The organism is Fictibacillus sp. 23RED33, assembly GCF_015903925.1.
GTDB classification, from domain to species: domain Bacteria; phylum Bacillota; class Bacilli; order Bacillales; family Fictibacillaceae; genus Fictibacillus; species Fictibacillus phosphorivorans.
Genome location: NZ_JACZDX010000003.1, coordinates 291,735 through 306,508 on the forward strand (window position 1 = coordinate 291,735; position 14,774 = coordinate 306,508).

Sequence of the window (14,774 nt, forward strand, 5' to 3'; positions counted from 1 at the left end):
GATTAGGCTCGATTTTTATATGCTGGATTTGGATACCTCTTACTCGCAATCCAGTTTTGTAAGAATTGTTCAGCACGATCATGACCAAACGTATAAAGTTCATTCTTCGCTTCTGATGACAATTGAAAATCGATGACGGATACATGCTTTACAGGCATAAAGATAATATCTCGTGCATCGTGTGAATCAATGTATCGGTTATCATGCGCTTGCATCATCGTTTCAAACAACGCTTTAAATAGCTGAACTGCATTTTTTACATTGTGAGTTGGAATATGATCATTGAGGTACGAACTCAATTGAAATCCTAACACCGGCCGAACGGGCACCCTATCTTTTCTTTGAAAAAGCCACATCGGAAAGTTACTCAAAACCCCTCCATCAACAATAAAACTCTTTTGCCCAACACGATTGAAAAGTTTGATTGGGTAAAAGAAATAAGGCAGACTGCAACTCATCCTAACCGCTCGTGCCACCGGAAAGCGCTCTGGCAATAATCCGTATTCCTCGAGATCATCTGGCAGTACAATCAGCCTTCCTCGAGAAATATCAGATGCAATAATCTTAAGACTGCCATATGGAATATCAGCAAACGTAACAATTCCCCGTGCGGCTAATAGAGAAGCTACCCAGTTCTCCAAATAATCTCCCTTAAAAAGACCAAGTTTCCAATAAAGCTTCAACCAGTTCATAAAAGGTACAGGCACAATTGTTTTACTTGTATCAAGAAATTTTCTAAAGTCTAATTTATCAATAATATCTTTCATTTCGCCCGCCGTATAGCCTGCCTTGATCAAAGCAGCCATCAAAGCCCCTGCACTTGTCCCAGCTACCCTTTCAAAACTGAGGCCACGATTCTCAGCTGCTTCAACTGCACCAATCAACGAAAGCGCCTTGATGCCTCCACCTGAAAACACACCATCAATTCGCATAAACATCTCCTCCACTACTATCCTAATCAGCAGAAGATGTCCTTTATAACCGATTCTTCAAAATAAAGTCTTTTGTCATACCTTTGATTTGTCGGTGTAGGTTAAAAGATTAGATTTACTGTCCACTTCACAAAAAATACTGTCGGGTTTTCTTCATTTACTGTCCACTCTTAGAAAAATACTGTCCACTATTTAAATTTTACTGTCCACTTCCCACAAAATACTGTCCACTTGTGTTTCCTTACACACCGCACCACACAAAAAATCCAAAATAAAAAACAACCATAAAAATTTATGATTGTTCTTGTTCTTCATTCTTCGCTTGAACTTCTCTTAATGACTTTACCCTTTTATCGTCTTCTTCAAAAAACTGAACAAGATCTCCAATTCGATCAATAGCGTTCCAACTTAAATGATGTTCAATACCCTCAACATCCTGGTAGATGTTCTCTTGGTCGACCCCAATAACTTTTAAGAATTCTTCAAGTAACTCATGTCTGTAAACTAAACGTTTTCCGAGTTTTTTTCCGTTCGGTGTAAGAACGAAGCCTCTGTATTTTTCATAAACGACGTACTTGCCTTTGTCGAGTTTTTGAATCATCTTGGTTACTGAAGAGGGATGCACTTCTAGGTTCTCAGCAAGATCTGATACCCTGGCATAGCCTTTTTCTTCAATTAGGGCATAGATGCGTTCTATATAATCTTCCATACTTGGGGTTGGCGGCAAATTGTTCACTCCCTATACTAAACCAGCTTGGTCTCTATAAAAAGGATACTATAGAATGGTAAGCGTGACAAGGGAAGGTACCACTGCATTTTATCAAGTAAAATATTCAATCTTCGCTTGCGGAAACATCGTATGAATATAATTTTCTACCGTTTCACGCAGTCTTGTCGCCTGATCATCTTGATAAACATATTTTCCGATTCCATATCTTCCCCACTTATATTTTCTTTCTTCTTCATTCATCTCAAGCTTCGATTTCGGATAGTTTTTTTCAATAACGCGTTTTGCGGGTTTCGTAAAACGGTGCTGAATAAGCTCAAACGTAAGATCGTTCGTAAGGTGCTTTGGAATTTTCGCTTCTAGAATATCAAAGAGTTCTTTATAGCCTTCTTCCCAATCTTTATGAAGATAAAGAGGTGCCACAATAAATCCTAACGGATACCCTGCTTCTGCAACTTTTATAGCAGCGTTGATACGCTCCTCAAGCGGACTTGTTCCAAGTTCGAAATTCTTAATCACATAATGTGAATTTACGCTAAAACGAAAACGCGTCCTACCCTGGTGTTTTGCATCAAGTAAATGGTCCACGTGATGATACTTCGTCGTAAAACGAAGCCTTCCAAGGTCTGTTGCACCAAAAAATTCAATCGCTCTTTTCAAATTATGAGTAAGATGATCGATGCCTACAATATCGGATGTACATGAAGCTTCGAATCGCGTGATCTCCGGCGCTCGTTCTTGCATATACTTTTCAGCCTGAGCAAAGATCTCATCCGTATTCACATAAGTTCGTAGATACGGCTTACTGCCAAGTGTAGTTTGTAGATAACAATAATGACAATGTCCCATACATCCCGTTGCAAGAGGAATCGCGTATTCTGCAGATGGTTTAGATGTGTCAAATTTCAACGTTTTTCTGATACCTACAACGAGCGTTGATTTTGCTGTTCTATATTTCTGAAAATCATTGTCTCCTGGCAGATCACGAATTTGGTTATGTGATGTTGTTTCTCTGATCTCAACTTCTAGCTTACTAAAACGGTCGTACAGTTCTTTACCTAACGGATACTCTAGTGCACGCGGTTCGAAATAGATCAACTGCGGCATAAACGGTTTATTGGCACCAGCCATAGTCATACACCCCACAATTTTTTTCACAAATGATGGAGTTAGTATGTGCTAATAACACCAAAAGAAAAGGGAAGGAACATTTCCAGTTCCTTCCCTCCATTCTTATAATCCGCATTTTAATTGAGCGTTACAATTCGTACACGTGTTACAGCCGCCGATTTCTTTCACTTTCCCTTTTCGGCATACCGGGCAAGTGTTACCCACTTCGTTACCGATGGTTACATCTGTAGAACGAAGGTCAGTAATCGTATCTAAAATAACAACTTTGCTTTTTTCTTCTTCCATACCTAGATCAATCTCAGTCTGTTCAAAAGTCTCTTCTGCTTTTAGTGTAAGAACTTGTGAGTCACGGCTTCCATCAACGTAAACCGTTCCTCCTTTTGCCCCACCCTTGTAAAGTCGTTCGTAAACCTTTTGAACTTGATCAACCGTATAACCTTTAGGAGCGTTTACTGTTTTTGAGATCGAGCTATCTACCCAACGCTGGATGACACATTGTGTATCTGCATGTGCTTCTGGTGCAAGCTCCATCGCGGCAACAAACCACTCAGGAAGCTCATTTTCGTTCGCTTCTGGATTGCTGTCTAAATACTCCTTAACGATATCAGCTTTCACTTCAATAAACTTCCCAAGACGACCACTGCGGAAGTATGAGAAAGAGAAGTAAGGCTCTAATCCTGTGGAGACGCCAACCATAGTTCCTGTGGATCCAGTTGGAGCAACCGTTAACAAGTGAGAGTTTCTAATCCCATAATTTAAGATGTCCTCACGAATATCCTCAGGAAGCTTCTTCATATAACCGGTTTCAGTAAATCGTCTACGCAACTCGTTAGTCGTTTCATCTGAATCGCCTTCTAAGAACGGGAAGCTTCCCTTCTCTTTAGCAAGTTCGATTGAAGTGCGGTAAGCCGTTACGGCGATCGTCTCGAAAATTTGATCAACAAGCTTGTTTCCTTCTTCAGATCCGTAAACAGTCTCGCAATAGATCAAAAGGTCATGAAGTCCCATAACTCCTAGCCCTACTCGACGCTCACCTAAAGCTTGGACGCGGTTAGGTTCTAAGAAATATGGTGTTGCATCAATTACGTTGTCCTGCATACGTACCCCAACTTCAACCGTTTGTTTTAGCTTTTCAAAGTCCACCGTTTTGTTTACTTTGTCAGCCATGTTTCCAAGGTTAACTGCAGCAAGGTTGCAGACACTGTACGGTGCAAGTGGTTGTTCTCCACATGGATTTGTTGCTACAACTTTTTGTCCATAAGCGGTAGCGTTCGTCATGTCATTTGCATTATCAATAAAGAAAATACCTGGCTCAGCAGAGTATGTTGCGCAAATGTTAATCAAGTTCCACAGCTCACGCGCTTGAATTCGTTTGTAGACGCGAATACCATAGCCTTTCTCTTCCCAAACACGAACATCTCCGACTTCATGCCACTCGTTGTTGTAAGCTTCCATTTCTTCTGGCGTGTAAGCTTCAACGCTAGGAAAACGCAACAGATACTCAGAGTCATTTTCTACTGCTTCCATGAATTCTTTTGTGATTGTAACTGAGATATTCGCACCTGTTAAGAACTCAGAATTATGAACGCTATACGTTCCTCCGTCGCGAAGCATTGTCTCAGCATCGCGTAGAACGTCGGAGTCAAATCCACCTGTTCCTGGAATATCTTTATAGCGAAGGATTCCTTCGTACATCGCTTTTTGAGCTGGTGTCAGCGGTGTGAATTTTAATTTATCTTGTGCAACTTGTTTGATCTTCTCGTCGTTCGTATTTTCAATCAAGTAACGTAAAATGCGAGGATTTTGCATCTTAGAAATAATGAAATCGATGATGTCAGGGTGCCAGTCGGCCAGCATGATCATCTGTGCTCCCCTGCGACTTCCTCCCTGCTCGACCAGATGCGTTAACTTCGCGATGTCATCCAACCAGGATACAGATCCAGATGATTTTCCGTTTACACCTCTTGCTAGTGCGTTCTTCGGTCGAAGTGTAGATCCGTTCGTCCCAACTCCGCCTCCGCGACTCATGATCTCCATAACTTGCTTACGGTGATCTGAGATGCCTTCACGCGAATCTTTTACATAAGGCATTACGTAACAGTTGAAATACGTTACATCTGTTTCTGCACCTGCGCCATATAAAACACGTCCAGCAGGTACAAAGTTCATTTCTGAAAGCTCTTTGTAAAACTTTTGGAATGATTCTTGGCGCTTTTCTTCCGTCATTTCCACAGATGCTAAGCCTGTAGCATTTCTTAGCGCGATCTGCTCGTAGTAAACTTCTAACGGCTTGTCCATCACATCTAGTGAACGTGTGATCAAACCAGATTCTGCTTCTTCAGGCTTCTCTAATACTGCTTTAAACTCATCTTCAACCAATACAACTGCATTTTTATCGTCCCAGTTGACAGATTGAATATAGCCTAGCCCTCTTGCCGGAAATTTCGGGTCCTCTTTTACCGTTAATACAACAAAGTCACCCGGTTTTAACGTTTTCTTCTCAGTGTCTTTAAAGCTGTATCGGTCTAGCATAACAAGCCTAGAAACACCTTTGTGTGTTGTTTTCATCGTAGAAGTTATGGGGTGTACTTGTGGAAATTGAGCTATATCACTGTTGAGAGCATCAATGTTAATACCCTTTTTAACAGTTGCGACTGTGTCCATATTTCTCCTCCTCTATTTAAATCACATACGGATGCATGTCTATATCTTGTATGTATAAGTTCTACCCTTATACTATATATACGTAAACCACATGTCAAAGAAAAAAAATTGTCAAACTTAAAATCATGAGGATATTACAGCAATTCCTTGATTCTTGTAAATTTATGATGATTTTATTAATGAATTGGCTTTATTCTAGATTTGTATAATTTGGTAGTTTTAAAAAGCCGTACAAACACGTGGTTTTCAAAAATTCCTTCTATTTTCCAAAAAAAATTAATATCTTGACATCTTTTTTTCTGATCTTTATAGAGCAAAAATAAAAAATCGAGATCTCTTATTGAGATTTCGATTTTTTTCTATTAACGCCTGAACGTCCACTCATCGTTACGATAACGAGTATCGGCTATGTGCTTTACTTCTGCCCACTGATCGTCTGTAAGTGTGTACGGTACAAGATTTACGTCCAAACCGTCCTCGAAGCCTTTTTTAAAGGCTATCTTCGCGTCTTCAATTGTAACAGGAACATCTAGCAGAGCGTTGACTGCTACTGCTTTCTTCTTAAAAGCTGTCTGCATTCTCTCTCTTAATCTGTCACTTGAATACTTAAATAAATCGAACAATTTGTCTTCGTCTAAATCTAGAAGGATAGATCCGTGTTGCAGGATCACACCTTTTTGCCTTGTTTGGGCACTACCCGCCACTTTTCTACCTTCAACGACTAGTTCATACCACGAAGGAGCGTCAAAACATACTGCTGATCGAGGATTCTTCAACCCTTCACGCTCTTCTTCTGTTTTCGGAACAGCGAAGTAAGCATCTAAGCCTAAGCCTTGAAATCCTTCTTTTATTCCTTCTGAGATCACTCGATAAGCTTCGGTTACACTTTGCGGCATATCTTTGTGTGCTTCAGATACGATGACGCTGTACGTAAGTTCTTGATCATGAAGAACTCCGCGTCCTCCAGTTGGGCGTCTAACAAAGCCTAGCCCGTATTTTTTTACTGCATCCAGGTTAATCTCTTTTTCTACTTTTTGAAAGTATCCAATGGATAATGTAGCTGGATTCCATCCGTAAAAGCGGATAACAGGTGGAATCTTTCCCTCGCTGTGCCATGTTAGAAGCGCCTCGTCCATTGCCATATTAATTGCAGGTTCGCAATTTCCAGAATCGATATAATACCAGTTTTCTTTTTCCACGTTTTTCGTCTCCCTGCCATTCATTCGTAACTAGTGTACCAAATTCGGCGAATGTGTCAAAACAATCGCTTAAAGTCAGATTTTTCTTTTGCCTATAGAGCCGTGCACCGCTATAATTGTGGTAGATTGTTTAAAGGAGTGCAAGCGTTATGGGATGGATAGTTTTAGCAGGTATTGTAGTAGCGTTATTGGTTTATGTGATTGGTATGGGATTATACCAAAAGAGATTTCTAACTACGTTAAATGAGGAAGAGTTTAAAGCAGGTTATCGAAAAGCTCAATTGATCGATGTTCGTGAGCCTGAAGAATTTAAAAAAGGACATATTCTAGGGGCACGTAACATTCCTCTCTCTCAAATGAGACAGCGCTTAAAAGAAGTGCGTAGCGATCAGCCTGTTTATCTATATTGTGAAAGTGGATTCAGAAGTGCTCGTGCAGCCAATTTTCTTAAAAAGAAAAAGTATAGCCAACTTCATCATCTACATGGCGGCTTCCGCAAATGGACGGGCCGCGTAAAATCAAACTAAACATCAAAAGCAGCCCGGAAAATCATCCGAGCTGCTTTTTTGTATGTCTAAACTTGTTTTATATATTTCAAGATTGGCTTTCTTGCAGCTGTTGCTTCATCCAGTCGTCTAACAACTGTAGTGTGAGGAGCTTCTTGAACCAATTCAGGTGTTTCTTCTGCTTCTTTTGATATCTGAATCATCTTTTCAATAAATTCATCGAGTGTTTCTTTAGATTCAGTTTCTGTCGGCTCAATCATGATCGCTTCTTCCACACTTAACGGGAAGTAGATCGTTGGTGGGTGATAGCCAAAATCTAAAAGACGTTTTGCAATATCAAGCGTTCTTACGCCAAGTTTTTTCTGGCGGCGTCCAGATAATACGAACTCATGTTTACAGTGCTGCGTAAACGGTAGATCAAAATGAGGCTCAAGTCGGCGCATCATATAGTTAGCATTTAATACAGCATTCTCAGATACTTGTCTCAAACCATCTGGCCCCATCGTCATGATGTACGTAAACGCACGTACATTAATGCCGAAGTTACCATAAAATGGCTTCACTCTTCCGATCGATTGCGGGCGATCATATTCAAACTTATAAAGATCGTCCTCTTTAACGAGAACTGGTTTTGGCAAGAATGGGATCAGATCTTCCTTAACTCCTACTGGTCCTGATCCAGGTCCACCACCACCGTGAGGTCCTGTAAATGTCTTATGAAGATTTAAGTGAACAACGTCAAAGCCCATGTCTCCAGGTCGAGCAAATCCTAATATCGCATTTGCGTTAGCACCATCATAGTATAGCTTTCCGCCAGCTTCATGGACGATCTTTGCCATTTCTAGAATATGCTCTTCAAAAAGACCAAGCGTATTCGGATTTGTAAGCATAAGAGCCGCAACATCTTGATCGACTACTCGTTTCAAATCTTCTAGATCAACAAGTCCGCGCTCATCGGACTTCACCGTGATCGATTCAAAACCAGCAACCGTTGCAGACGCAGGATTTGTACCGTGTGCTGAATCAGGAACGATTACTTTTGTACGATTGAAGTCACCATTTGCTTCATGGTAAGCACGGATCATCATAAGACCTGTCCATTCACCATGGGCACCTGCTGCTGGTTGAAGCGTCACTTCATCCATTCCCGTGATCTCAGCAAGCGATGTTTGCAGACGATACATCATCTCCATCGCACCTTGCACCGTCTCTTCATCTTGGAGAGGGTGGATATGTGCAAATCCAGGGAATCGTGCTACATCTTCATTAATCTTGGGATTGTATTTCATCGTACATGAACCTAGTGGATAGAAACCAGAATCCACACCATGGTTACGATTAGATAATGCAGTATAATGACGAACGATTTGAAGCTCTGACACTTCAGGAAGATCCGCTTCTTCCGTACGCAAATAATCGGAAGGGATGATAGATTCTACGTTAATCTCTGGAACGTCAAGTTCAGGGATGCTGTACCCTACTCGACCTGGTTTAGACAATTCAAAAATTAATGACTGATGTTCTGTACGCATGCTAATCCCTCCAATACATTTGCAAGCTGATCGATCTCTTCTTTTGTTCTCATTTCGGTAACCGCTAGAAGCATATGGTTCTTCAGTTCTGAATACGAAAGACCCAAATCATATCCGCCGATGATACCAGATTCTAATAGTTTTCTGTTCACTTCTTTAGCAGTACACTTTAACTCAACAACAAACTCGTTAAAGAAAGGTCCAGTGAATGTTGTCTTGAATCCTTTTTCCTCAAGAACTTTTTTCGCATAATGAGCTTTTTGTATATTTTGGTGCGCTACTTCTTTCACACCTTGTTTTCCAAGTGCCGTCATAGCAATAGAAGCAGCGAGTGCATTAAGCGCTTGGTTCGAACAGATGTTACTCGTCGCTTTATCTCGTCTGATATGCTGTTCTCTCGCTTGAAGAGTAAGAACGAATCCGCGTTTCCCGTCTTCATCAACCGTTTGACCGACCAAACGGCCAGGGACTTTACGCATTAATTTTGTTGTTACGGCAAAATATCCACAGTGTGGTCCACCAAAACCTTGTGCGATCCCAAACGGCTGTGCATCACCGACTACGATATCAGCACCGAACTTACCAGGAGGAGTTAAAGCGCCCAATGCCAAAGGATTTGAAGAAACTACAAACATTCCTTTTGCGCTGTGCACGATTTCTTCTATGTCTTTTAACGGTTCGATCTGACCGAAGAAGTTCGGATATTGAACGATCACACATGCTGTCTGTTCATCAACTTCAGCACGCAATGCATTTAATGAGGTAACACCATCTTCTGTATCCACTTCTACTACTTCAAGATGCTGGCCTTTTGCATACGTGTGCAAAACGGCACGTGATTCGGGGTGTACGGATTTGGATACAACGATTTTCTTTCTGCGTGTCTGAGCTGCTGATAATAATCCAGCCTCCGCAAGTGAAGTTCCACCATCATACATGGAAGAATTCGCAACATCCATACCTGTCAACTCACAGATCATCGTTTGAAATTCAAAGATTGCTTGAAGTTCACCTTGAGAGATCTCAGGCTGGTATGGCGTGTAAGCCGTGTAGAACTCTGAACGAAGAAGCATATGGTTCACGATCGATGGAGTGTAATGATCATACACACCTGCTCCTAGAAATGAAGCATGATCTTTTGTATTCTTGTTTAATGCAGCCAAGCGGCCCATCTCTTTAACTAGTTGAGGTTCTGACAAAGCTTCCTCGATTTGTAAGCGTCCTTTAAACCGAACTTCTTCCGGAATATCCTGAAAAAGATCTTCTGTCGTTTCGATTCCAATCGTTTCAAGCATTTCCTTTTTGTCTTGATCAGTCATCGGCAAATAGCGGAACGTCATGGTTTCTCCCCCTTAAATGTCTTATTTTCCTCGTTTATAAAATGGTGAAGCGACTACTTTTGCTTTTAAACGTTTTTGACGAATCTGTACTTCTACCTCTGTACCAAGCTCCGTGAAATCCTTTTCTAGAAGAGCAAGTCCTAGATTCTTCTTCAATGTTGGCGACTGTGTCCCCGTAGTAACTTCTCCGATCTTCACATCACCTTTAAATACCTCATAATGTGATCGCGGTATACCTTTATCGATCATTTCAATACCAACTAGCTTACGTGGTGCGCCATTCTTCTTTTGATCTGCTAGAATTTCTTTTCCAATAAAATCTGCTTCTTTATCTGTTTTTACAGCGAATCCGATACCAGCTTCTATCGGAGTAATTTCTTTTGTAAGTTCTTGACCGTATAGCGCAAGTTTTGCTTCAAAGCGCAACGTGTCACGTGCACCAAGTCCTGCAGGGAGCAATCCATCTTCCTGACCTGCTTCAAGAACAGATCTCCACAATTTTTCAGCATGTTCCGTTTTTAAATAGATCTCAAAGCCATCTTCTCCTGTGTAGCCAGTTCGAGACACAAGAGCAGATATTCCCGCTAGTGAAACATCTTCTTTAAAACGGAAGAATCCGATCTCAGAAAGATTTGTATCCGTAAGTTTTTGAAGAATTTCTTCTGCTTTTGGCCCTTGAATAGCGAGTTGCGCATATTCAGGAGATACATTCACGAGTTCTACACCTTCAGGCTTCTTGCTCATAAGCCACTCGAAATCTTTTTCAATATTTGAGGCATTCACAACGAGCAAGTAATCGTTTTCATCTCTTTTATAGATTAAAAGGTCATCTACTGTACCGCCGTTTTCATAGCACATAGCCGTATACTGCGCTTGGCCGTTTTGAAGTTTCGAAACATCATTGGTCATTGTATATTGTAGAAACGACAAGGCATTCGGTCCTCGAACATCAAATTCTCCCATGTGAGATACATCGAATAAACCGGCTTTCGTTCTTACAGCTTCGTGTTCCTCTTTGATACTTGAGAACTGAACAGGCAACTCCCAACCACCAAAATCAATTACTTTTCCACCGTGTTCTTTGTATGTCTCAAATAACGGTGTTCGTAACAATGTAGCCATGTGAATTCCTCCTTTTTCATACTTAAAAATTTTCGGACTTTTCTGGACAAAAAAAGGACAGAAAGACCCCTTAAAAATGGGATCCTCTGTCCTGCAACCTGTAAGTTTCTCAAAAAAATCTTTTGAGTTTCTTCGTTGGTGGCTTTCATCTATTAAAAAGCACTCTCCAGAGATGCGTCTAGCAAGAGTCTTTTTGCCTGAGAGTTTCACAATTGTTTGCTCCTTCGGCGCCGCTAACGCAGTCTCTCCTCTTACTTTCATTCGCGAGTATGTTATTGTCCAAGGTCGCACATACTATTACTATGTTTACTACATTATTATCCTATCATTTTTACAAAAGGAATGGCAACGAACTTTTTTAAAGAAAGGAAATCCGTTATGAAAATCGACGTTCAGTTTCAGCGAGAATGGCATGATGACTTTTTAAAGCGTGTGGAAGAAGATGGACCTTGGGCCAATTGGGAATTATATAACTTAGCACTTGAAGCCGAACACCACTTAGCAATTCCTGATTTTCTCGGCCTTCAAGCTCCAGATCACCTCCCACAGATGACTTTTTTGCCTCATCAGCTGGACGTTGCGACTACCGTTATTGAACAGATGAACGGAAAAGCAATCTTGGCAGATGAAGTAGGGTTAGGAAAAACGATTGAAGCAGGTTTGATTCTAAAAGAGTACATGATACGCCGGCTCGCTAAGAAAATTTTAATTCTCGTTCCAGCTTCACTCGTAATTCAATGGACGAACGAGTTGAATCAAAAGTTTTTTATTCCTGCAATCGCTCAAAAAAAAGCTTATGTATGGGAGCAATGCGATGTAGTGGTATCTTCTATTGATACGGCTAAACGCGCACCACACCGAGACATTGTTCTTAATCAAGACTATGATCTTGTTATTATCGATGAGGCGCACAAATTAAAGAACAAGAAAACGAAAAACTATGAATTTGTACAGTTATTGAAAAAGAAGTTCTGCTTACTCTTAACAGCTACTCCGGTACAAAACAGAGTTGAGGAGATTTTTAATCTTGTATCTCTATTAAAGCCTGGCCATTTAGGAAATCGAGAAAACTTTGACAAAGATTATAAAGAAGATAAATATTCACTAAAAAATGAAGAAAAGCTGAAGCAGCTCGTAAACAAGGTGATGGTTCGTAACCGACGAGAAGAGACTGGCCTAAAATGGCCGAAGCGTCTTGTTCAAACCATTCCTATTACATTATCAAAAACAGAACGTGATCTATACGATGAAATCTCTCAACTTAAAAAAGATTCTTACTTTGACCGAAGTAAGTTTTCGATCGTAACCTTGCAGCGGGAAGCATGCAGTTCGCGGGAAGCTGTTTTTCTAACCTTAAAAAATATGCTTCAAAAAGATCTTTCTAACTCTTTAATGGAACAACGAGTTTTAGAGTTGATGAAAAAAATTGAACTCGTCGATCAAAACTCTAAAGCTCTAAAAGCGTTAGAACTCATTCAATCGATCGATTCCAAAGTCATTATTTTTACTGAATATCGTGCGACCCAATTGTATTTACAATGGTTTTTGCAGCAGCACGGCATCTCTTCTGTACCGTTTAGAGGAGGATTTAAACGAAGTAAAAAAGATTGGATGACTCACCTCTTCAGAACACGAGCACAAGTGTTGATCGCAACGGAAGCAGGTGGTGAAGGAATTAACCTGCAGTTCTGTCAGCATATCATCAACTACGATCTTCCGTGGAACCCGATGAGGATTGAGCAACGGATCGGACGTATCCACCGGATCGGTCAGCAAGGTGACGTTCATATCTATAATTTCGCCACTCAGAATACGATTGAAGAACACATCTTAAACTTGCTTTATAACAAGATCAATCTATTTGAAAGTGTTATTGGGGAGCTCGATGAAATTTTAACGAAATTCGAAATCAAGAACATAGAACGCCATATCGCAGACATCATGAATACGTCTGAAAGTGAAGGTGAGATCCGCGTGAAAATGGATAACCTTGCTTCCTTGATCAACCTCGATGGCGGGATAAAGCAGAAAGGATGGGAAGAGCATGCAGCAGCACGAGATTCATCGCTTTCTTGAACGCTATTTCGATGCAAATGAATGCCGTATTCAAGAGAAAAACTTTAGTTACATGAAAGTTCAATTGACAACTGAACTTGATAAAGTTTTAATGAACCGTCCGTTCTACTGGCACTATCTCGAAAAAACGGGAGGTACCCCGAATCCGATGACGCTGACTTTAGTGACGGGTCAACAACAAGCACCTGATGGAAAAGGTGAATTTATCCACTTTGGTTCGCCGAGACTTCATCAGATTTTTGGTTCTACGAAGAAGCTCGCTTCATTCATTCGGCTGTATGAATCTGTTCCTCAACAAGGAGCACAGGTTCCCCTGCAACCATGGCTATGCTTAAACGTTAAAGTTACGTATCAATGTGATCAGAAAAAAGATCAAGTACTCTCATATGGCATACAATTAATCAACGGAACCATTGAAGATCATTTTCATCAACGTCTTCAAAAGATGCTGCTAACGAAAAGAATACCCGATTTTTGTTATACGCTCTCTCCTTTTATTAAGCCTCAGAGTGCGATAAAAAGATTGGAAAACAAAATTCAGGAAGTCATTGATGTAGATGATCACACGTGGGCCGAGGATGCCAAAAAAAGATGGAATGAAGATCTAGAACTACTAGAGAGTTTTTATGAAGATTCTTTAACGAAACCTGAAGCCTATCATATTGAAAAAGAAGCACTTCGCACCCAATATGAACCACAGATTATCGTGGAGATCATAAATGGTGGACTTTTCTATCTTGCATAAAAAATAAGAGCAGGGAACTGTATCCCTGCTCTTCCTTTTTCCAGCCTTATTTTTTTCTCTTTCTACGAAACACTAGTCCAAGTCCCATCGGAACAACTCCAAATAAGTACGTTAATAAAGGCTCACGCTCATTCTTTTTCGTGATACGCCTTTCCTTTCTTACTGATTTTGGCTCGTCCAAGTATTTAACGACTCTCTGTGTAAGGAACTTAATAACATCTGATCCTGCGGCCATTGGCAAAACTCCTTTATTGAAGCAATCACTTCTTAGTTTTGGCCAATTATTGTGTATTTAAACGGCTTAACTTTTCTAAGATTTGTTCGCATACTTCTTCCGTTGTTAATTGATCTGTGACGATCTCGATATCACTTTTTTCATAATGTGAACTTCTCTTGTTAAAAAGTTTCTGTACCTCTTCTTTTGAAGAAGTTAAAAGGATCGGCCTCTTGTTTCTCTCTTCTTCTTTCATTAACCTACTCCAAAGTACTGGAAAGCTAGTTTTTAAATAGATGACGATTCCATTGTTCTTCATATACGTTAAGTTTTCTTCTCTTACGACCGCACCGCCTCCTGTCATAACAACAGCATGTTGTACGGGTAATTGTCGAATAGCAAGAGACTCGTAGTTACGAAACGCCTCTTCCCCTTCGTTTTTAAATATTTCTTTTATCGTTTGTCCGCGATCTTTTTCAACCGTTGAATCGACATCATAAGGAGGAACCTCTAACCGTTTTGAAAGCTGCTTCCCTACAGATGTTTTTCCACATCCCATGAAACCGACTAAATATATGGTGTTCAA

13 protein-coding genes and 1 riboswitch are annotated in these 14,774 nt (G+C 40.5%); of the genes, 3 read left to right on the forward strand and 10 right to left on the reverse strand.

Going from position 1 to position 14,774, the window contains the following annotated elements; translation table 11 throughout:
• Nucleotides 1-2: 2 nt before the first annotated feature.
• The 5 genes from IHV09_RS13335 to IHV09_RS13355 all read right to left on the reverse strand — a co-directional run bounded on the left by IHV09_RS13335 (nt 3) and on the right by IHV09_RS13355 (nt 6,653).
• Complete coding sequence (locus tag IHV09_RS13335) at nt 3-932, reverse strand: patatin-like phospholipase family protein (RefSeq protein WP_197131011.1); 930 nt, start codon at nt 930-932, stop codon at nt 3-5.
• 292 nt (nt 933-1,224) lie between these two features.
• A complete protein-coding gene (mntR, locus tag IHV09_RS13340; RefSeq protein ID WP_197131213.1) occupies nt 1,225-1,641 on the reverse strand; it encodes a transcriptional regulator MntR in 417 nt (138 codons plus the stop codon).
• Nucleotides 1,642-1,752: 111 nt separating this feature from the next.
• Nucleotides 1,753-2,790, reverse strand: coding sequence for a spore photoproduct lyase (splB, locus tag IHV09_RS13345; RefSeq protein ID WP_197131013.1), 1,038 nt, complete (start codon nt 2,788-2,790; stop codon nt 1,753-1,755).
• A 102-nt stretch (nt 2,791-2,892) separates the two neighbouring features.
• Nucleotides 2,893-5,454 carry a vitamin B12-dependent ribonucleotide reductase gene (locus IHV09_RS13350; RefSeq protein ID WP_197264687.1) on the reverse strand — a complete coding sequence of 854 codons (2,562 nt, stop codon included), beginning with the start codon at nt 5,452-5,454 and terminating at the stop codon, nt 2,893-2,895.
• Nucleotides 5,455-5,816: 362 nt separating this feature from the next.
• Entirely contained in the window at nt 5,817-6,653 is an 837-nt protein-coding gene (locus IHV09_RS13355; RefSeq protein ID WP_197131017.1) for a lipoate--protein ligase family protein, read from the reverse strand.
• Between the two features lie 149 nt (nt 6,654-6,802).
• Here IHV09_RS13355 and IHV09_RS13360 point away from each other — a divergent pair, with 149 nt between their 5' ends.
• The gene (locus IHV09_RS13360) at nt 6,803-7,180 is read left to right on the forward strand and encodes a rhodanese-like domain-containing protein (RefSeq protein WP_197131021.1); all 378 of its coding nucleotides are present in this window, start codon (nt 6,803-6,805) and stop codon (nt 7,178-7,180) included.
• A gap of 47 nt (nt 7,181-7,227) precedes the next feature.
• On the opposite strand, the gene gcvPB is transcribed toward IHV09_RS13360, so the two are convergent.
• Genes gcvPB through gcvT form a run of 3 tightly spaced genes read right to left on the reverse strand, consistent with a single transcriptional unit; the run spans nt 7,228 to nt 11,153 of the window.
• Nucleotides 7,228-8,691, reverse strand: a complete 1,464-nt coding sequence (gene gcvPB / locus IHV09_RS13365; RefSeq protein WP_197131024.1) for an aminomethyl-transferring glycine dehydrogenase subunit GcvPB — start codon at nt 8,689-8,691, stop codon at nt 7,228-7,230.
• Complete coding sequence (gene gcvPA, locus IHV09_RS13370; RefSeq protein ID WP_197191493.1) at nt 8,667-10,031, reverse strand: aminomethyl-transferring glycine dehydrogenase subunit GcvPA; 1,365 nt, start codon at nt 10,029-10,031, stop codon at nt 8,667-8,669. The genes gcvPB and gcvPA overlap by 25 nt, the downstream gene beginning before the upstream one ends.
• A gap of 21 nt (nt 10,032-10,052) precedes the next feature.
• Nucleotides 10,053-11,153 (reverse strand): glycine cleavage system aminomethyltransferase GcvT, encoded by a 1,101-nt coding sequence (gene gcvT / locus IHV09_RS13375; RefSeq protein ID WP_197131028.1) that lies wholly within the window; start codon nt 11,151-11,153, stop codon nt 10,053-10,055.
• Nucleotides 11,154-11,328: 175 nt separating this feature from the next.
• A riboswitch (glycine riboswitch) is annotated at nt 11,329-11,414 on the reverse strand.
• A gap of 117 nt (nt 11,415-11,531) precedes the next feature.
• Between gcvT and IHV09_RS13380 the strand changes: the two genes are divergently transcribed.
• Together IHV09_RS13380 and IHV09_RS13385 are read left to right on the forward strand one after the other, a co-directional pair.
• Nucleotides 11,532-13,229: a DEAD/DEAH box helicase gene (locus tag IHV09_RS13380; RefSeq protein WP_197264688.1), complete on the forward strand. Its 1,698-nt coding sequence runs from the start codon at nt 11,532-11,534 to the stop codon at nt 13,227-13,229.
• Nucleotides 13,198-13,974: a YqhG family protein gene (locus IHV09_RS13385; protein ID WP_197191490.1), complete on the forward strand. Its 777-nt coding sequence runs from the start codon at nt 13,198-13,200 to the stop codon at nt 13,972-13,974. The genes IHV09_RS13380 and IHV09_RS13385 overlap by 32 nt, the downstream gene beginning before the upstream one ends.
• A 46-nt stretch (nt 13,975-14,020) precedes the next feature.
• Here the strand turns inward: IHV09_RS13385 and IHV09_RS13390 are convergent, their stop codons facing one another.
• Together IHV09_RS13390 and IHV09_RS13395 are read right to left on the reverse strand one after the other, a co-directional pair.
• Nucleotides 14,021-14,209: a YqzE family protein gene (locus IHV09_RS13390; RefSeq protein ID WP_197131034.1), complete on the reverse strand. Its 189-nt coding sequence runs from the start codon at nt 14,207-14,209 to the stop codon at nt 14,021-14,023.
• 46 nt (nt 14,210-14,255) lie between these two features.
• Entirely contained in the window at nt 14,256-14,774 is a 519-nt protein-coding gene (locus IHV09_RS13395; protein ID WP_197131036.1) for a shikimate kinase, read from the reverse strand.